The organism is Archangium primigenium, assembly GCF_016904885.1.
Taxonomy (GTDB): domain Bacteria; phylum Myxococcota; class Myxococcia; order Myxococcales; family Myxococcaceae; genus Cystobacter; species Cystobacter primigenius.
In genome coordinates this window covers 8,604,858-8,623,439 of sequence record NZ_JADWYI010000001.1, presented here as the reverse complement: position 1 = coordinate 8,623,439, position 18,582 = coordinate 8,604,858, and the positions used below count along the sequence as shown (strand labels likewise).

Sequence of the window (18,582 nt, the reverse complement as noted above, 5' to 3'; positions counted from 1 at the left end):
CTCCTCCCCGGTCTTCCTCCGGGGGGCGTCTTTTCGAGGGGTCGGGGGCGTCTTGTATGGTCCGCCGCATGAAGGATTCTTCCGCCTCTCATGAAGAGATTTCGTCATTGTCTCCCGCCCAGCGTCGGGTGTGGCTGCTAACGGAGTTCGAGTCCGCGCATTCCGGTCATCACGTCGCGGCGGCGTGGCGGCTGGAAGGCGCGCTCGAGGCGGGTCCTCTCGAGGCGTCCCTGCGCGAGGTGGTGCGGCGGCATGCCCTGGTGCGCTCGCGCCTGCTGGAGGAGGATGGCGAGCCCCGGCTCCAGGCGCTGTCCGAGGAGTCCGTGCGGCTGGTGCACGAGGACCTGCGGCCGGTGCCCGCCGCCGAGCGCGAGGCCCGACTGGAGGCGCGGCTGGGCGAGGAGGCGCGGCGCCCGTTCGCGCTCTTCGAGGGGCCGCTGCTGCGCGCCACCCTGTTCCAACTGGACGCGCGGACGCGGGTCCTGCTCTTCGTGGCGCACCGGCTCGTCGCCGACGCGGCGTCGCTGGGGGTGCTCGCGCGGGAGTTGTCCGTGTTGCGCACCCAGGCCGCCTCGTCCGCGGGCAGCCTGTCCATGGGGGATGCGTTCCTGTCGGGCCGCATCTCGTACGGCGACATGCTCGCGTCCCAGAAGGGCCTGCCGCCTCTGGCGTTGAGCGCCGCCGAGCACCTGGAGGCGCGGCGCGTGTGGTTCGGCGGCCCCGAGGCGGCGCGGCGGCTCGCCGGGTGGAAGGAGCGGCTCGCGGGGAGCACGCCCCTGGAGCTGCCCCTGGACAGGCCCCGTCCGCCGGTGCGCTCGCAGCGCGGTGGCTGCCATGACTTCACGCTGCCCGCGCCGCTCGCCGAGCGGGCCCGGACCCTCGCCCGTCAGCGGGGGGGGACGCTGGAGGCCGTGCTGCTGGCGGCCTTCGCGGCGGTGCTCTCGCGCGCCTCGGGACAGACGGAGGCCACCGTGGGCGTGGGGCGGGAAGGCCGCGAGCGGCCGGATCTCAAGGCGCTGGTCGCGCCGCTGGCCGACGAGCTGCCGCTGCGCGTGTCCCTGCCGGGCGAGGAGGGCTTCGCGGCGCTCGTGGGGCGCGTCTCCGAGGCGCTCGCGGCCCTGCGCGTCCCGGAGGACATCCCCTTCGGCCTGCTCCTGGAGGAACTGCGGCCCCCTCCGGACTTGAGCCGCACGCCGGTGTTCCAGGTGCTGTTCTCCCTGGAGGAGGGGCTCCCGGGACTGGAGCTGCCCGGCGTGAAGTCCTCGCCCGTGGAGGTGGAGTCCGGCGCCACGCCGGTGGACCTGTACCTGCGGGTCATGGGCGGCGGCGGGGGCGCGCTCCGGGCCCGCCTGACGTACGACACCGCGCTGTTCGAGGCCTCGACGGCCGAGCGCCTGGCCTCGCAACTGGGCACCCTGCTGGAGGCGGCGCTGGCGGCGCCCGAGCGGCCCGTGTCCACGCTGCCGCTGATGGCCGAGGAGGCGCGGCGGCGGCTGTTCGCGTCGTGGAATGACACGCGCGAGGACTTCCCCCGGGACAGCACCTACTCCGCGCTGTTCGAGGCCCAGGTGGCGCGCACGCCGGACGCGGTCGCCCTGGAGTTCGAGGGGGAAGTGCTCACGTACCGGGAGCTGAACGCGCGGGCCAACCGGCTCGCCTGGCACCTGCGGTCGCTGGGCGTGGGTCCCGAGGTGCTCGTGGGCGTGGCCGTGGAGCGCTCGCCGGCGCTGGTGGTGGCCCCGCTGGCGGTGTTCAAGGCGGGCGGCGCCTACATCCCGTTGGATCCCGCCTACCCGCGCGAGCGGCTGGCGAACATGCTCGCCGCGGGCCGTCCCCCGGTGGTGCTCACCACCCGCGCGTCCCAGGGGGCGCTGCCCGACACGGGCGCGCGGCGCGTCCTGCTCGACACCCTGGACCTGGCCTCGGGGGGACAGGACACCAACCCGCCCGAGACGGCCACCGCGGAGCACCTCGCCTATGTCCTCTTCACCTCGGGCTCCACCGGGCAGCCCGCGGGCGTGCAGGTGCCGCACCGGTCGCTGGTGAACGTCCTGACCACCTCGCGTGCCTGGCCCCGGCCGCACGCGGGGGAGTCGCTGCTGGCCGTCACCACGCTGTCCTTCGATCTGGCCTGCATGGAGCTCTTCCAGCCCCTGCTCGGGGGCGCGCGGCTCCTCTTGGCGCCGCGCGACGTCGTCACCGACGGGGCGCGGCTGCGCGAGTGGCTGGAGACCCGCTCGCCCACGCTGTTCATGGCCACGCCCGCCACGTGGCGGATGGTGCTGGAGGCCGGCTGGTCCCGGGGCACGGGCCTCCGGGCCGTCAGCGCTGGCGAGGCGCTGCCGGCCGAGCTCGCCCGGCGCCTGCTCGCCACGGGGCTCGAGCTGTGGAACGGGTATGGCCCCACCGAGACGACCATCTACGCCACGGTGGCCCGCATCGACGGAGCGGGGCCCATCTCCATCGGCCGGCCCCTGTCCAACACCACGCTCCACGTGCTGGACGCGCACCTGCGGCCCGTGCCGGTGGGCGCGCGCGGCGTGCTCTACATCGGGGGCGAGGGCGTGTCGCGCGGCTACCGGGCGCGCCCCGAGCTGACGGCTCAGCGCTTCCTGCCGGATCCCTTCTCGTCCGTGCCGGGCGCGCGCATGTACCGCTCCGGCGACGAGGTGCGCTACCTGCCGGACGGCTCGCTCGAGTACCTGGGCCGCGAGGACTTCCAGGTGAAGGTGCGCGGCTTCCGCATCGAGCTGGGGGACGTGGAGGCGGCGCTGGCGCGCCATCCCCAGGTGAAGCAGGCCGTGGTGGTGGCGCGCGAGGACGCGCCGGGCACGCGGCGGCTCGTGGCGTACGTGGTGCCCCAGCCGTCGGGCACGCCCTCGTGGACGGAGCTGCGCGCCTTCCTGGGCGGCATCCTCCCCGAGTTCATGGTGCCCTCGGCCTGCGTGGTGCTCGAGGCGATGCCGCTGTCGCCCGTGGGCAAGGTGGACCGCTCGCGCCTGCCCGCGCCCGAGAGCGCGCTGCCCGCGCTCGACGGGGCGCGGGTGCCGCCGCGCACGCCCGAGGAGCACACCCTGGTGGGCCTCTGGCGCGAGGTGCTGGGCCTCGAGTCGGTGGGCATCCGCGATGGCTTCTTCGAGCTGGGTGGAGACTCGCTCCTGGCCACGCGCGTGGTGGCCCGCGCGGCCCGGGCCGGTCTGCGCCTCACCGCGCGGCAGTTCGCCCTGCACCCGACGATCGAGGAGCTCGCGGCGGTGGCCACGTCCACCCAGGAGGCCCCCCGGAGCGAGGCGTCGTCGGGGGAGGACCTGGTGCTCCCGCCCATCGTGCAGTGGTGGCTGGAGCGCGGCGCGGGCTTCCCGGACCACGACAACTGCGCGCTCATGCTCGAGGTGCCCGTGGACGTGGACCCGGCGCTGCTCGAGCAGGCCTTCCGGGCGCTCATCGCCCACCACGATTCCCTGCGCCTGCGGCTGCAGCGCCGCGCGGACGGAAGCTGGCGGATGTTCTACGGCCCCGCCACCCAGGATGCGTTCTGGTCCATCGTCGACCTGTCCGCGGTGCCCGCCGAGCAGCTGCCCGGCGCCCTGTTCGGGGAGACGTGCCGGCTCAACGCGAGCCTGGACCTGGCCCGGGGGCCGCTCATGCGGGTGACGCTATTGCGTCTGCCCGGACCGTCGTGCCGGCTGCACCTGGTGGTGCACCACCTGCTGGTGGACGAGGTGTCCCTGCGGCTCTTGGTGGATGACCTGCAACTGGCCTACACCCAGCTCCAGCGGGGCGAGCCCGTGCGCCTGGCGCCCCCGGCGACCACCGTTCAGCGCTGGGGCGAGCGCCTGCGCGAGTACGCGCGCGCGCCGGAGGTGCTCCGGGACCTGCCCTACTGGCGGCGGCGGGTCCAGGCGCCCTTCCATCCGCTGCCGGTGGACTTCCCCTCGGGCACGTCGTTCAACGCCGCGGCGCGCTTCACGCCCACGGGCCTGTCGCCCGACGAGACGCGCGCGCTGTTCGAGGGGCTGCCTCGCAAGCTCGGCGTCACGGCGGATGACCTCCTGCTCACCGCGCTCGTCCTGGCGCTGGAGGGGCTGACGCACCGGCGCGACCTGCACCTGCACGTGGCGGGGCATGGCCGGGACGTGGAGGTGCCGGGCGTGGACGTGTCCCGCACGGTGGGGTGGATCAGCTCCATCACCCCCTTGTACCTGGACGCGGGGGGCACCGCGGACACCCCGAGCGCCCTGCGGGCCATCCAGGCGCAACTGCGCGCCGTGCCCGCCAAGGGCCTGTCCTGGTCCCTGTTGCGCTACCTGAGCGATGACGCGGCGCTGCGCCAGGAGCTGGCCGCGGCGCCCCAGCCGGAGGTCGTCTACAGCTTCATCGGCTCGGTGGACCCCACGCTGGACCCCACGGCCCTGCTGCGTCCGGCGCGGGAGTTCGCGGGCATGGAGCACGCCCCCCAGGCCCTCCGGACCGACCGGCTCGCGCTCATCGGCCTGATCATGGGCGGGCAGCTCCAACTGATGGCCCTCACCTGCGACACCCTGTTCCGGCAAGAGACGATCCAGGCGCTCATGGACCGCCTGCGGGGCCACCTGCTCGAACTGGCCGCCCTGGCCACCGACGGGTAGCCGGGAAGGGGAGGGGGGGGTAGCAACTTCGAATCCCATTCCGCGATAATCGAGAATATGAGGATTCAAAGCCCCGGCACCCCCGCTCCCCGGATTCCGACCGCCCGCACGGACGCGCCCGCTCCCGCGGCGAACACGGTCCGGAGCCCCGCCTCCGGGGCGCCCGCCGCGCGCGCGCGGGACACCTTCGAGCCCGGCAAGGCCCAGGGCGCGGTCCCGGCCGCCCGGAGCAACGCGGCGCGCAACCTGCCCGCGGAGATCCCCACCGGCACCCCGGACTACTACCGCCAGCGCGCCGACGACTTCCGGCGCCGCAACCCGGGCATGGAGCCGCCGGCCTACTATATGGAGTACGGGCAGAAGTACTGCGACCGCTTCTCCAGCCTGGGGCCCAAGGATCTGACGCCCGAGGGGCTCGCCTGGCGGGATCGCACGCTCGATGCGCTCCAGAGCGCCATCGAGACCAAGCGCATGGAGGATCCCGCCGGCTTCGCCCAGCTCGAGCGCGACCCGGAGGCCTTCAAGCGCTTCGCCTACGACTCGCACCCGGACGCCTACGTGGACTCGGGCCTCTACAAGCTGCCGGTGCAGGACCTGATGAAGATCGGCACCACGCCGGACATCAAGGACCTGCTGACCAAGGACGGCGTGCGCCAGGTCATCGACGCGCTGGGCAAGATGTCGCCCGGGGACGCGGCGAAGGTGGCCAAGGAGTCGGCCAAGGAACTCGTCCACGACGTGAAGGACTTCTTCTCGGGCCTCAAGCCGCCGAAGATCAACCTGCCGCACCTGTCTCTTCCCTGGTAGCGGGCGGGCTGGCATCTTCCCGCCGCGCAGTGTCCGCGAACCCCGAGGTTGACGCGTGCCGGAGAGAGACTGGGAGAGGCTGGGAGATGTGCCGGAGGGTGGCAAGATCGGCGCGGTGGTCGCGAGCCCGGAGGGCTTCGGGCTCATCGGCACCGTGACCGAGCCGTCCGCGGGCAGCCTGCTGGAGAAGATGAAGAGCCGCCGTGCGCGCCTGCTGCGGGTCGCCGAGGGCGCCGTGACGGTGGCGTGGGAGGGGCCGGGGTGGATCCAGGCCCTGGACGCCCACGGCCAGGTGGCGGCGGCCATCGTGGCCACGCTCAAGCCCTCGGGCTCGGGCTCGGACTACTTCCTGCTGGTGTCCACGGACGGCGGCCGGGAGTGGAACACGCGCGGCCCCGTGGGCGCGCCGAGCCTCGCCCAGGTGCGCATCGTCACCGAGCGGGAGCTGGGCGTGCTGGGCGCGTGGTTCCTCGGCGTCACCCAGGACGGCGGCGCCTCGTGGTCGGAGGTGGAGCTGGACGGGGAGCGCAACCCCAACACCGAGCGGCTGCGCCGGGTGGACGGCGGCCTCGCGCTGTTGGGCAAGGGCCTGACGCTCCAGCCCCAGAGCGCGCCCCGGACGAGCCTCGGGGAGTCGGGCGCCACGCGGCTGGTGGACGCGGACGGGGCCCATGTGGTCGCGGTCGTGGACGGCCAGACGCGCGTGGGTGAGCGCCAGGACGGCGGCGTGCGCTGGCTGGAGCCGCTGCCCGCGGGCCGCGAGCCCCTGCGCCTGGTGGCGGGCGAGGGCGTGCTGCGCCTGCTCACCCGGGGCGCGGATCCCTCCAAGGGCGCGGACCCCATGGTGCACACGAGCGAGGATGGCGGGGCGACGTGGACGCACCAGGCCCTGCCGCTCGGGGCCCACGTGGACATCGCCGGCCGCGAGTGGGGCCTGGGCGTGCACGCGAGCGGCACCGTCTACGGCCGCCTGGCCTGAGCATGGACGACGGGCTCCAGGCCCTGCGCGAGCGCGTCGAGGCGCATGTCGAGCGCGGGGAATGGGCGGCGGCCGTCCAGGTCGCCTCGGAGGCCGTGGCGCGTGCGCGCGGGCTTCGCCGTCAGGAGGGCGACACGCACCACGCGCTGATGTCCCTCGCGCTCACCCTGACCGTGCTGGCCACGGTCCATCAGGCCGGAGGGGAGTGGACCGAGGCCCTGCGGCTGCACGAGGAGTCCCTGGGGCTGCGGCGGCAACTGCGGCGGCTGCTGGGCGGCACACCCGAGGTCCTGGATCGGCTCACCATCGGGCTCAACGCCGTGGCCTCCCTGCACATCGAGCGCGAGGCGTGGGCGCTGGCGGCGCGGGCTCGGGAGGAGTCGTTGGGGCTGCAGCGGGAGCTGACCCGGCTGTCCGAGGACTCGCCCGAGTCCTGGCGGGACCTGTCGCTCGCGCTGGACGAGTGGGGCCACCTGCTCGGGGACCTGGGCCGGTTTCCGGAGGCGGTGGAGGCCTACGAGGAGTCGCTCGCGCTCACCCGGCGGCTGCTCGCGGAGGCCGACGCGCCGGGTACGCTCGTGGAGGAACTCGTCTACTGCCTGGAGAACGTCGCCGACGCGCGGGAGGCCGCCGGGGACCGGATGGGGGCGCGCATCGCGCGGACGGAAGCCGAGGCGCTCCAGGTCCCCCGCGCCTGACGCGCCCGGGGCTCACTCCAGGGCGAGCAGGCGGCGGCGCACCTCGGGGGGCGGCACGGGGCACGCGTCGTACTTGCCGAACTCGGCGTAGCGCGTGCGGGCGCGGCGCTCGTAGTACCGGTTGCCCAGCGACAGCGGCACCAGCTTGAGCAGCCGCCCCACCCAGCCCAGGGCGCCCGGCAGCAGGGACATGGTGGAGGTGACGGCCTCGAACTTCCAGACGACGCGCTCCTGGGGCGTGCCGTAGCCGAAGAGGAGGTACATGGAGTCCATGTCCGAGGCGTTGTGCCCATGGCGGGCGAGCACCTCGTGCGCGAAGCGGCTCTGCAGGGGCGCGAAGCGCAAGACATCCCGCGTGTCCGCCTCCGAGTAGACGCGCACCCCGTCGTTACACATCACGCACACGCCGTCGTAGAAGAGGATGCACTTGCTCCCGTCGAGGGACACCTCGGGGGAGGGCGGCGCGGCGGCGGCGGTCGCGGGGGCGGACATGGGGGCTCCAGGCTGGGGACTCCGGGGCGGCGCAGTCTAGCAGGTGCCCTCCCTGGTAGAGTCGCCGGACCGATGTCCCGTCTCCTCGCTCCCTCGCAGGCTTGGCTCTTCGGCCGTGGCGTGGACCTGTCCGTGTTCGCCGGCAGCGCGCTCGTGTCGGTGGCGCTCGTGCTCGCCGCGCCCGCGCTCGGCGCCGCGGGCGAGACACCCCCGTGGGCCTGGCTGCTCCTGGTGGTGGGCGTGGACGTGGCCCATGTCTGGTCCACGCTCTTCCGCACCTACTTCGATGGCGAGGAGGTGCGCCGCCGGCCCGCCCTCTACGCCATCGTGCCCCTGGCCGCGTACCTCGCGGGGCTCGGCGCGTACCTCGTCTCGCCGGCCACCTTCTGGCGGCTCTTCGCGTACACCGCGCTCTTCCATTTCATCCGCCAGCAGTACGGCTGGGTGGCGCTCTACGGCCGCAAGGCCCGCGTCTCCTCCACCGAGCGTGTCCTGGACGCCGCCGCCATCTACGCGGCCACGCTCGGGCCCGTGGTGTGGTGGCACGCCCACCTGCCGCGCGCCTTCTGGTGGTTCGTGGAGGACGACTTCCTCGCCGGGCTGCCCCCCGGGGTGGGCACGGCGGCGCTCGTCGCGCAGGGCGCGGTGCTCACCGTGTGGGTGGGCTACCAGGGCGCGCGGGTGCTGCGCGGGGACGGGCTCCAGGTGGGCAAGGGACTGCTCGTGCTGGCCACGGCGGTGACGTGGTTCGGCGGCATCGTGCTCGCCCAGGACGACTTCACCTTCACGGTGATGAACATCGTGCTGCACGGCGTGCCGTACTTCGCGCTCCTGCTGCGCTATGCCCGGGGCCGATTGGAGGAGGGCGGCTATGGCACGCTCGCGCCCCTGGTGCGCACGGGTCTGCCGGGCTTCCTCGGGGTGCTGCTCGTGCTCGCGCTCGGCGAGGAGCTGCTCTGGGACAAGCTCGTGTGGCACGAGCGGCCCCGGCTCTTCGGCGAGGACGGCGTGTGGCTGTCGCCCGAGGTGCTGGCGCTGGTGGTGCCCCTGCTCGCGCTGCCCCAGGCCACGCACTACCTCCTGGACGCCTTCGTCTGGAAGCCGGGGCGCGAGCCCGCGCTCCTGGCGCGCCTGGGCTGGGCGCCGCGCGGGCGCGATGGTTCTCCAGCGAGCACCCCCGGTGAATCGCGGGTGACCCATCCGGGGGCCGCCAGCTAGGAGGGGGACGCTATGTCCAGACTCCTGCTCGTCTCCAATCGACTTCCCGTCACCGTCAAGGCGGACAAGGACGGCGTGTCCGTGGTCCGCAGCGCGGGCGGACTCGCCACCGGCCTGAGTGGGCCCCACGAGAACTCCGGAGGCCTGTGGATCGGCTGGCCCGGCGACGTGTCGCGGCTCACCCAGGCCCAGCGCACCTCGGTGGAGGAGCAACTCACCCAGCAGCGCTGCGTGCCCCTGTACCTGAGCGCCAGCGAGGTCAGCCGCTTCTACGAGGGCTACTCCAATCAGGTGCTCTGGCCGCTGTGCCACTACCTGCTCGAGCGCGTGCCCCGGCAGGACCGGGACTGGGACATCTACCGCAAGGTGAACGAGCGCTTCGCCGAGCTGACGGTGCAGCACTACCAGCCCGGCGACACCATCTGGGTGCACGACTACCAGCTCATGCTGGTGCCCGCCCTGCTGCGCGCGCGGCTGCCCCAGGCGCGCATCGGCTTCTTCCACCACATCCCCTTTCCCTCGAGCGAGATCTTCCGCACCCTGCCGCACCGCCTGGAGCTCGTGCGGGGCCTGCTCGGCGCGGACCTCATCGGCTTCCACACCAACTCGTACGTGCGCCACTTCGCCAGCACGCTCGTGCAGCTGTGCGGCATCGAGAAGGTGGGCGATCGCATCGAGCAGGACGGCCGCCAGGTGCGCCTGGGCGCCTTCCCCATGGGCATCGACGCCGAGTCCTTCGAGAGCCAGGTGCAGGAGCCGGCGGTGCTCGAGGAGGTGCGCATGCACCGCGAGAAGAGCGCGGGCCAGCGGCTGGTGCTGGGCGTGGACCGGCTGGACTACACCAAGGGCATTCCGCGGCGGCTGCTCGCGGTGCAGCGGCTGCTCGAGCGCGAGCCCGCCTGGCGCGGCAAGCTGCGCCTGGTGCAGGTGGCCGTGCCCAGCCGCAGCACGGTGGCCGACTACGCCGCCTACCGCGAGCGGGTGGACGAGCTGGTGGGCCGCATCAACAGCCTCTACGGCTCGGTGCACAGCGTCCCCATCCACTACCTCTACCGCTCGCTCAACGCCAAGCAGCTCGCGGCGCTCTACCGGGCCGCGGACGTCATGTTCGTCACCCCCATCCGCGACGGCATGAACCTGGTGGCCAAGGAGTTCTGCGCGGCGCGCCCGGATGACGACGGCGTGCTGGTGCTCAGCGAGTTCGCCGGCGCGGCGGACGAGCTGACGGACGCGGTGCTGGTCAATCCCTACGACGTGGATGGCATGGCGGACGCGCTGGAGGCGGCGCTCGAGATGCCCGAGGAGGAGCGGCGCACGCGCATGCGCGCCTTGCGCGTGCGGGTGAAGGAGTACGACGTGCACTGGTGGGTGCGCTCCTTCCTGGACACGCTCCAGGCCACGCCCACGGCGCCGCCCCGCGTGGAGGCCCGGGGCGCCGAGGACGCGCTCGCCCTCATGCGCGAGGCGCCCTCCCTGCAACTGCTGCTCGACTACGACGGCACGCTCGTGCCCTTCACCGCGCGGCCCGAGCAGGCCTCGCCGGACGGGGAGCTGCTCGAGCTGCTCAAGCGCCTGACCGAGCGGCCCCACACGCGCGTGAGCATCGTGAGTGGCCGGAGCCGCGAGGTGCTGGAGGCCTGGGTGGGAAGTCTGCCCATGGGCCTGCACGCCGAGCACGGCCTGTGGTCGCGTCCGGCCCCGGGCGAGCCCTGGAAGATGCTCGAGGACGTGCCCACGGACTGGAAGAACCTGGTGCGGCCCATCCTGGACTCCTTCGCGGCGCGCGTGCCCGGAGCGCTGGTGGAGGAGAAGCACGCCTCGCTCGCGTGGCACTACCGGCAGGTGGAGCCGGTGCTGGGCACGAAGCTGGCGCGCGAGCTGCGCATGCACCTGGGCGAGGTGTTCGCCCACGGCCCGCTGGAAGTGCTGCCCGGCGACAAGGTGGTGGAGGTGCGCGCGCGGGGCGTGAACAAGGGCCGGGTGGTGGGCCGGGTCATGGAGGGTCAGGCGCCCGGCACGCGCGTGGTGGCCATTGGCGACGACCGCACGGACGAGGACCTGTTCGCGGCGCTGCCGCCGGACGGCATCGCCATCCACGCGGGCGGCAAGGAGTCGCGCGCGGGCTACCGGGTGAAGGGCCCCGCCGAGGTGCGCCAGCTCCTCGCCGCGCTGCTGAAATAGCGGGCGCGAAAAAGGTTGGAGCGTGAATAAAGTCCTCTGGAGGCCGGTCTTCAGCTGACCCCGGGGGTAATCATGCGAACCGTGTTTGTTCTCGCGCTTGTCGCGGTGGGCAGTGTCGGATGCAGCGCGGCGCGGCGGTATGACACCGCCGTGTCCTCGGGCGTCCCGCTGGATGTGGAGCGCCTGTCCATCTCGCTGTCCGGGGACACGGTGCCATCCGAGCGTGAGGACCGGCCCATGGCGAGTCTGGTGACGAACCTCGTCCACAGGCCCTTCGTGGGCGGCATCTACGTCCCCGCCGATCGAATCTCCTGGGCGGAGGTCCGCATCGGACTGCTCTCCGACACGTTCAAGCTCATCGGCTACGCGTCGCGGGAGTTCGATGAGACGTCCTTCGTGGCCTCCCTCGCGCCAGACGGTCAGGCCCTCACTTTCGTTCGCGAGGGACTCGGCGGGACGGATGTATCGGGCGGCACGGCGATCGACGTGCGACTCGCCGCGGTGGCGCCGAAGTCCACCCAGGTCCATGTGTTCACGGAGGCCCAGGACGCCAAGGGCCGCATCACGCTGGGCACGGAGTCGCTCCGCTACCCCGCGTGCAACCGGCTCGGGTTGTCGGTCCGGGCCATCGCCGTCATCCGGCACGTCGACCCGAAGAACGCTCGGACGATCGACGAGGGCGATGACGCGGTCACCTACGAGTGGCATCAAGCGTCCGGCGCGCCGGTGGCGCACGAGCTGGAGCTGGCGCCCACGGTCCTCTACAGACTGCGCACCGCGCGGGGCGAGGTCCTCAAGGTAAATGCCGGAGGGCGGCCGGTGGAGCTGGCGCTGGGGAGCGACGCCGAAGCGCATGCGCTCCAAGCGTGGCTCGCCGCCAACCGCGACAAGCTCGGGGCACTCCAGGATGAAAAGCTCCCCTTCGTGGATGACCAGGGCAAGCCGCTGACTTTCACTGCGGACCCGGGCTTCGGCATCGAGGCCGTGGCGCTCAACGACGTGCCCTGCGCGAGTGCCCCCGCGCCCTGACATGGACGACACGACCTTGTGGCGCCGGGCCTTCTGGGGCCTGGCGCGGCTCGCGGTCGCGATGGCGCTGTTCGTCTTCGTGCCCGCCGGAACACTCGGGTACGGGCGCGGCTGGGTATTCCTGGCCGTGTTCCTGGGCGCCTCGCTCGCGGTCACCGTCCGCCTCTTGCGGAGCGACCACGCCCTGCTCGAGCGCCGGTTGAAGGCCGGGCCCACGGCCGAGTCCAGGCCCCTCCAGAAGGTGCTCCAGGGCCTCGCGGGCCTCGGCTTCGTGGGCGTGCTCGTGCTGCCCGCGCTCGACGTGCGCTGGCATGGGCCGCGCTGGTCGTGGGCCGTGTCGCTCGGGGGCGTGGTCCTCGTGGCGCTCGGCTATGGGATCATCGCCCGGGTGTTCCAGGAGAACTCCTTCACCGCGGCGACGATCGAGGTGGGCGCCGGGCAGACGGTGACGACGACCGGGCCCTACGCCGTCGTGCGCCATCCCATGTACGCGGGGGCGCTGGTGCTGTTCCTGGGCATCCCGCTGGCGCTCGGCTCGCCGTGGGGCTTTGGCGCGTCGGCGCTGGTGGCGCTCACGCTCGTGGGGCGGATCCTCGACGAGGAGACGCTGCTCGTGCGCGACCTGCCCGGCTACGAGGCCTACCGCCGCCAGACGCGCTACCGGCTCATTCCCTACGTCTGGTAGGCGGTAGGCTGGGGTCATGTCCTCCTCCGAATACGCTCCCGTGGTGGATGCCCTGCGCGCCCGCGTCCAAGCCGGGCTCTCGATGGACGAGGCGATCGTCGTCCTCCAAGAGCAGGGCGTGCCCATCGTGCCGTCCATGAAGGTGGTCATCGACCTGTTCGGCGTGTCCCTGGACGAGGCGAAGCAGCGCGTGGCCGGGCATCCCGTGTGGGCGGGAATGCGCGGGGCGAGCGAGCCGCTCCACGATGCGCTGGAACTGCTGGCGGACGCGATGAAGGGCCAACCCTTCCGCAAGCCCCACCTCTACCGCGTCGTGGTCACGGCGCTCTTCCCGCTGCTCGGGCTCAAGCCCATCGCCGAGGATTGGTCGGGGATGGATGCCGTCCTGCCGTTGCTCGAGCGCATGCGCCAGGACGGGGCGGTGGTGATGGTGAAGTGGGATGGTGAGCGCAAGGCCCCGGGGGATGCGCCGCCCTATACGGTCCTCGCGTCGGTGCCGGGGCGCCCGGAGCTGTTCTTCAGGGCCGACCTGCCCGTGCTCGAGGACGCGCTCGCCCGGGTCGTCGTCGAGTACGCCGTGAAGGTTTGGAACCCCTGAGCCCGCGCGCGGCCCTCGGCCAGGAGGTCGCGCACTTCGGGCTCGCGGTGTCCGCCTACTCGCCCACGCTGGTGGGCAGGCGCTTCTTCTCGGCGACGGGAACGTGGCAGCGCCCCTCGTACTCGTAGAGGTCACCACATGGAGGACGCGCTTCCAGTGTCATCCAGCAGGCGTTGTTGAGCACGACCTGCGCGGGGGTGTCGCCACAAGGGGGGGTCTGCTGCCCCCGCCATTCCGGCACCTCGGTATCCCACACGTCGAATGTCCTGGTCGCTCGCGGCGTCCGGCCGTCACCGAGCGAGAGGATGCTCCCGCTGGCAAGACACACGGCGAGCGCCCCCACGGCCTGCGGGGCCCACGAGGGCCATACTGGGAGCATTCTCCGACCACCCCGTCGCGCGGGGGCGGCCCGAAGCACGACCCGCATCGCCAGGAGCACGGGTTCCACGGAGCCCACCGCCCTCGCGCACGCGACGGAGAAGTGGAGGAGCCGCAGCCCGCCGAGCCCGTGCCGCCTGGCGCTGAGGAAGACGCGCGCCCACTGCCGCCTTTTCTTTGGAGTCATATGGGCGGGGTGACTTAGCGCGTCGGGTGCGCGTGCGTCCACGGTCCACTCCCGTGGATGCCCTCCTCCGGGGCCGAGGGCTCAGAGGCGGATGTTCTGGTGGTCCAGCAGCGCCACGAGCCCGTCCTCCAGGGCCTCGCGCGCGAGGGCCACCTGGCGGTGCAACAGCCCGTGCAGGCGCAGCTCCTTCTCGTCGGGCCGCTCGCACCCGCCCGCGTACTCCTCGAAGCCGCGCAGTCCGCCGACGAGCCGCGCGAGCTGGTGGGCGCACTCGCACGAGCCGCGCGTGGACAGCTCCATGAGCTGGCCGAGCTGCTCGGGCGAGAAGCGGGGCGGACGGGGCACGCGCGGCATGCCCAGGACGTTGGACTCGGGGCGCCGGGGCTCGTCGAGCACCCGGTGCACGTGGGCGCGCAGCACGCTCAAGGGCGTGGGCCCCTGGATGAAGCGCACGCGCGGCGAGCTGAGCGACTCGAGCAGCGCGTGGTGCGTCTGCCGGTAGCTCACCAGCGCGTGCCGGGCGCCCGTGAGCTCCATCAGCTCCGGCACCAGCTGGGGCGGTACCTTGCCCAGGTCCGTGAAGTCCAGCGCGAGCACGTTGGGCCGCAGGCGGGGCACCTCGGCGCGGAAGACCTCCTGGGACTCGCCCACCCACACCACGTCCAGCTCGCCCAAGGCACGGGGATTGACCCGGAGCTGTGAGGGATAGGTGTCTCCCAACATCGCCAGTTTCTTCATATGTGCGCCCCCCCGGCCTGGCCGGACACCGGCCACGCGTGGAGGGCCTGATGCGCGGGGCGCGCGCGCGTTGTCCCCCTGGCACCTCGGGACGAGCGGGATGTCCGTCGGGAAACGAGCCGGGCCCCGTCCTCTTCCCCGTGTGAGGAAGAAGACGGGGCCCGGAGGGAGGGCGAAGTGCCCGGGGCTCAGCGCTCGGCGGTGGTGGGCGGCCCGCGCAGGGTGACCTTGCGCGCGAAGCCCTGGTCCACCCGGCCGAGGAAGGCGCGGAAGGCGGCGTAGTCGTCGGCCTTCACGCGGGCGGTGGTGAGGGCCACCTCGCCCTCGGCCACGAGCTGCTGACCCTCCTGCGTGTAGCTCAGCCGCACCCGGCCAAAGGGCGTGTCCTCCAGGAGCGCGGGCGGCAGCTCCGCCACGCTGTAGCCCGTGGGCAGGGTGTAGCGGAAGGCGAAGCGGTTGACCCAGGGGCTGCTCATCACCAGGTCGAAGCGGCGCTCGGCGAGCGACGCGTACGTCTGGGTGTAGGCGCGGCCGGTGCCGAAGGGCAAAAAGCGCAGCTGACCGGGCAGCGCCTCGGCGAAGCGGGGGATGGACATGCGGAAGTCCACCTTCACGTCATCGTCCAGGAGCGTGGTGTCGTTGAGCTTCACGTCCTGCACGGTGAGGCCGGGGAAGCTCTGGGCCCAGGCGCGCTCGAAGGTGGACTTGCGCGAGGACACGGCGCGGTAGGCGCGGCGGTACTCGGGCGCCATGTGTCCGCCCACCGTGGAGGCTCCGGCCACCGTGGCGCTGCCGTCGGGGCGCAGCACCACGTCCATGCCCAGGCGCGTGGCGTTGTCGTCGGCCTTGGCCTCGGGCGTGGTGAGGAAGGTGGCCTTGCCGCCAGGCTCCACCACCAGGACGTTGGCCACGCGGTCCGCGCTGGGCAGCTCCTTGGCGCCGTGGAACTCGGCGGTGCCGTCCAGGTACAGGTCCATGCCCGGCACGTAGACGATGGCGTGGTTGAAGGCCGCGAGGCTCGCCGGCTCCTGGCCGATGGAGCCCAGGTCACGCATGCGCAGGAGCACCAGCCGGCTGTCCACCCCCGCCACCTTGAGCATGGCGTGGATGAGGCTCGCCTTGTCCTTGCAGTCGCCGAAGCGGCGCGAGAGCACCCGGTCCACCCGGTAGGGCTTGAAGCCGTGGATGCCGAACTCCAGCGCCACGTAGCGCGTGTTGGTCACCACGAAGTTGTAGACGGCGCGCACCACCGCCTGCTGGTTCTTGCGGTCCACGCCCTTGAGGACCGTGTCCACCGTCTGGCGCAGCTCGTCGTTGGGCGTGAGCTGGTCGCGCACGAGCCCCCACCAGTAGCGGCCCACCTCGTCCCAGGTGCGGTAGGTGGACACGTGCAGGTTGGCGGCCACCTCGGCCCAGCCGGGCATGTTCGGCTCGGGCACCACCTTGGCCACGTGCGTGGCGCTCCAGCGGTAGAGTTCGCGCGTGCCGTTCTCCACGGGCTCGTGGGCGTACTTCACCCCGGCGAGCTTCTTGTCGTTCCAGTAGAGGGGCCGCTCCTTGGGCATCTCCACGAGGAACTGGTAGCTCACCTTCGGGTAGACGCCCTGCACGTGCTCCACGTCCCCCCAGTAGTCGGACAGGAGGTTGTCCTGCGCGGTGTCGTCCAGGCGGTACTGCAGCTCCAGGATGTCGCCCACGCCGAGCGCCGGGAAGGAGAGCATCTTGGCGCGCGCGTCGTAGTACATGCCCGTCCAGGGCTCGTTGATGTTGCGGTCGCTCTCGCCGTAGCTGTCCACCACGGAGCCGTCTGGCTTGGTGATGCGGGCGCGCAGGATGCGCACCTCCTGGCGGTCCGGCGAGTAGGTGACGGGGATGGAGCGGAAGGCGTCCACGCCGCGGGGGTTGAGCACCTTCACGGCGAACTGATGGAGCCGGCCCGCGAGGCCGCTCTTCTGCACGCGCACGTAGGTGCTGTCCGTGAGGTACACGGCGTCCTCGTGCACGTAGCCCTCGGCCTGTTGGATGAGGGGCTTGAAGTCCGGCAGGTACTGCAGGCCCGCGCTCGCCGACTCGCCCTTGAGGGTGCGCACGGCCTCCTTGAGGGTGGGGTTCTGCGGGCGCAGCGCGAGCGCGCGCTCGAAGGACGCCACGGCCTCGTCGCGGTGTCCGGCGGACAGGAGCGCCTTGCCCTCGCGCTCGTACACGTCGGGCTCGTCCGGGGACAGGGCGCGCGCGTCGGCGAAGGCGGCGCTGGCGGCCTCCAGCTGGCCGTTGGCGGCGCGCAGCTCGGCGAGCTTGATGCGGGTGGCGTTGTCGTAGGGGTAGAGGGCGAGCAGCTGGCCGTACTCGCGCGCGGCGGCGTCCGTCTGGCCCTGGTCCGCCAGCAGCGTGGCGAGCAGGGTGCGGCTGGTGCGGTCGTCATGGCGCAGCGCGAGCGCCACGCGCAGCCGGCCCACGGCCTCCTGGGGCCGGTCCAGCGCGCGGGCGGAGCTGGCGGCGGCGCGCACCACGCGGGGGATGCGGGGCAGCTTGCTCAGCGCCTCCTCCACGAGCATGTGCGCGCGGGCCGACTCGCCCAGCGTCTCGTGCGTCCGGGCGAGCGCGAGCCGGGCGGCGGCGGACTCGGGGGCGTCCTTCACCACGGCGCCGAGCAGCTCCAGGGCGCGCTCGGGGTGGCCGCGCTCCAGCTCGAACTCGGCGAGCGCCACGCGGGCCTGCACGGACGTGGGGTCGGCGCGCAGGGCGGCCTCGAGGAAGACGCGGCGCTGGTTCAAGTCCTCGCGCTGGGTGGTGGCGGCGAGCAGCTGCAGGCGCACGTCGGTGGGGGCGGCGCGGGCGGCGCGCTCGGCCTCCACGGTGGCGGTGTGCTCGCGCTCGTCGAAGGCGCGGAAGTAGTCGAGCACCGTGGCGTACTCACCGCGCAGCGTGGCGTCGTTGGGCGCCTTGGCCACGGCGTCCTTGAGGGCGGAGGTGAGCGTGGGCAGCACCTGGGGCGCGGGCGAGAGGCCCTTGGCGAGCGCGGGGGGCGTCTCGGGCAGGGCCACGCGGATGCGGCCGGGCGGGTCGCGCCGGAGGAAGAAGCCCATGGGGCCGGTGTCCTGGCACACCTTGACGAGCACGCGGTTGAGGCCCTTGCGCAGGCGCACGGACACGCGCGCCTGGTCGGGCCGGGGCAGGTGGTACTGGTCGCCGCTGGCGGCCTTCTCGCCGTTGACCCACAGGCGGAAGGCGCCCGAGGTGCCCACGTCGAGCGCCACGCGCGTCTCCGCGGGCGCCTCGAGCCAGGTGAGCGCGTAGGCCACGGACTCGCGGTTGGGCCGCAGCGCGGCGCCCAGGTCCACGTAGCCCTCCACGGGGGTGACGGACAGCTTGCGCCACGCGGCCTCGCGGCCCTTGGCGCCCGGGTAGCGGGCGGACAGGTCCAGGCTCGCCGCCTCGGGGCCGAAGTCCGTGTCACAGCCGGACTTGCCCTCGTTCTCGAAACCTCCGACGACGTAGTAGTCGCCCACGAAGCCCAGGCCCTCGCGCACCTCGGCGGCGCGGGTGGTCCGGCCGCGCGCACGCTCCAGGTCCATCAGCAGGAACTGGGCGGTGGCGCGGGTGTGGGGGTCCGTCCGACTCCGGCCGGCCACCTCGGCATACGTCTTGGCCAGGGGGGTGAGGTCCTCCAGCTCCTGCTCGAAGGACTGCAGGCGGAGCAGGTGCGCGGCGCCTCGGGGCGAGTTGGCCAGGGACTGCGCCAGCTCGGCTTCCTGCCGGGCCTCGTTGACGCTCGTGTCGGTGGGGGCGGCGAGGCCCGTCAGCGGGCAGGCGAGCAGCAGCAGGGTCGCGAGCCAGGGGGCGGAGGGGCGCGGGGCGAGCCGTGGGGTACGAGACATCCGGGTTCCTCGTCCATCGGAAAGGGGGGCCGGGCAATCATCCCGGCGCCGGGGAACAACTAGGCTTCAGGCACTCTTCCCTGCAT

13 protein-coding genes are annotated in these 18,582 nt (G+C 72.9%); 10 read left to right on the top strand and 3 right to left on the bottom strand.

What is annotated here, in order from left to right; genetic code table 11:
• Window positions 1-107 precede the first annotated feature (107 nt).
• The 4 genes from I3V78_RS35410 to I3V78_RS35395 all read left to right on the top strand — a co-directional run bounded on the left by I3V78_RS35410 (window position 108) and on the right by I3V78_RS35395 (window position 7,112).
• The gene (locus I3V78_RS35410; protein WP_204494872.1) at window positions 108-4,628 is read left to right on the top strand and encodes a non-ribosomal peptide synthetase; all 4,521 of its coding nucleotides are present in this window, start codon (window positions 108-110) and stop codon (window positions 4,626-4,628) included.
• Between the two features lie 57 nt (window positions 4,629-4,685).
• Window positions 4,686-5,435 (top strand): hypothetical protein, encoded by a 750-nt coding sequence (locus I3V78_RS35405; protein ID WP_204494871.1) that lies wholly within the window; start codon window positions 4,686-4,688, stop codon window positions 5,433-5,435.
• An 88-nt stretch (window positions 5,436-5,523) separates the two neighbouring features.
• Window positions 5,524-6,414 carry a beta propeller repeat protein gene (locus I3V78_RS35400; RefSeq protein WP_338023825.1) on the top strand — a complete coding sequence of 297 codons (891 nt, stop codon included), beginning with the start codon at window positions 5,524-5,526 and terminating at the stop codon, window positions 6,412-6,414.
• A gap of 2 nt (window positions 6,415-6,416) precedes the next feature.
• On the top strand, window positions 6,417-7,112 hold the full coding sequence (locus I3V78_RS35395; RefSeq protein WP_204494868.1) for a tetratricopeptide repeat protein: 696 nt from the start codon (window positions 6,417-6,419) through the stop codon (window positions 7,110-7,112).
• A gap of 12 nt (window positions 7,113-7,124) precedes the next feature.
• Here I3V78_RS35395 and I3V78_RS35390 read toward each other — a convergent pair whose 3' ends face one another.
• A complete protein-coding gene (locus I3V78_RS35390) occupies window positions 7,125-7,604 on the bottom strand; it encodes a thiol-disulfide oxidoreductase DCC family protein (RefSeq protein ID WP_204494867.1) in 480 nt (159 codons plus the stop codon).
• A gap of 72 nt (window positions 7,605-7,676) precedes the next feature.
• Between I3V78_RS35390 and I3V78_RS35385 the strand changes: the two genes are divergently transcribed.
• From I3V78_RS35385 to I3V78_RS35360, 6 genes are all read left to right on the top strand, one after another.
• A complete protein-coding gene (locus I3V78_RS35385) occupies window positions 7,677-8,822 on the top strand; it encodes a hypothetical protein (protein ID WP_204494866.1) in 1,146 nt (381 codons plus the stop codon).
• A gap of 12 nt (window positions 8,823-8,834) precedes the next feature.
• Window positions 8,835-11,003, top strand: a complete 2,169-nt coding sequence (locus I3V78_RS35380; protein ID WP_204494864.1) for a bifunctional alpha,alpha-trehalose-phosphate synthase (UDP-forming)/trehalose-phosphatase — start codon at window positions 8,835-8,837, stop codon at window positions 11,001-11,003.
• A 72-nt stretch (window positions 11,004-11,075) separates the two neighbouring features.
• On the top strand, window positions 11,076-12,032 hold the full coding sequence (locus I3V78_RS35375) for a hypothetical protein (protein WP_204494863.1): 957 nt from the start codon (window positions 11,076-11,078) through the stop codon (window positions 12,030-12,032).
• A gap of 1 nt (window position 12,033) precedes the next feature.
• Window positions 12,034-12,717, top strand: a complete 684-nt coding sequence (locus I3V78_RS35370) for a methyltransferase family protein (protein WP_204494862.1) — start codon at window positions 12,034-12,036, stop codon at window positions 12,715-12,717.
• 16 nt (window positions 12,718-12,733) lie between these two features.
• Entirely contained in the window at window positions 12,734-13,315 is a 582-nt protein-coding gene (locus I3V78_RS35365; RefSeq protein WP_204494860.1) for a hypothetical protein, read from the top strand.
• On the top strand, window positions 13,303-13,443 hold the full coding sequence (locus I3V78_RS35360; protein WP_204494859.1) for a hypothetical protein: 141 nt from the start codon (window positions 13,303-13,305) through the stop codon (window positions 13,441-13,443). Before I3V78_RS35365 ends, I3V78_RS35360 begins: the two co-directional genes overlap by 13 nt.
• Window positions 13,444-13,961: 518 nt before the next feature.
• Here I3V78_RS35360 and I3V78_RS35355 read toward each other — a convergent pair.
• Both I3V78_RS35355 and I3V78_RS35350 read right to left on the bottom strand, forming a co-directional pair.
• Entirely contained in the window at window positions 13,962-14,618 is a 657-nt protein-coding gene (locus I3V78_RS35355; protein WP_204494858.1) for a hypothetical protein, read from the bottom strand.
• 188 nt (window positions 14,619-14,806) lie between these two features.
• Entirely contained in the window at window positions 14,807-18,496 is a 3,690-nt protein-coding gene (locus tag I3V78_RS35350; RefSeq protein ID WP_204494857.1) for a transglutaminase family protein, read from the bottom strand.
• Window positions 18,497-18,582: the final 86 nt, after the last annotated feature.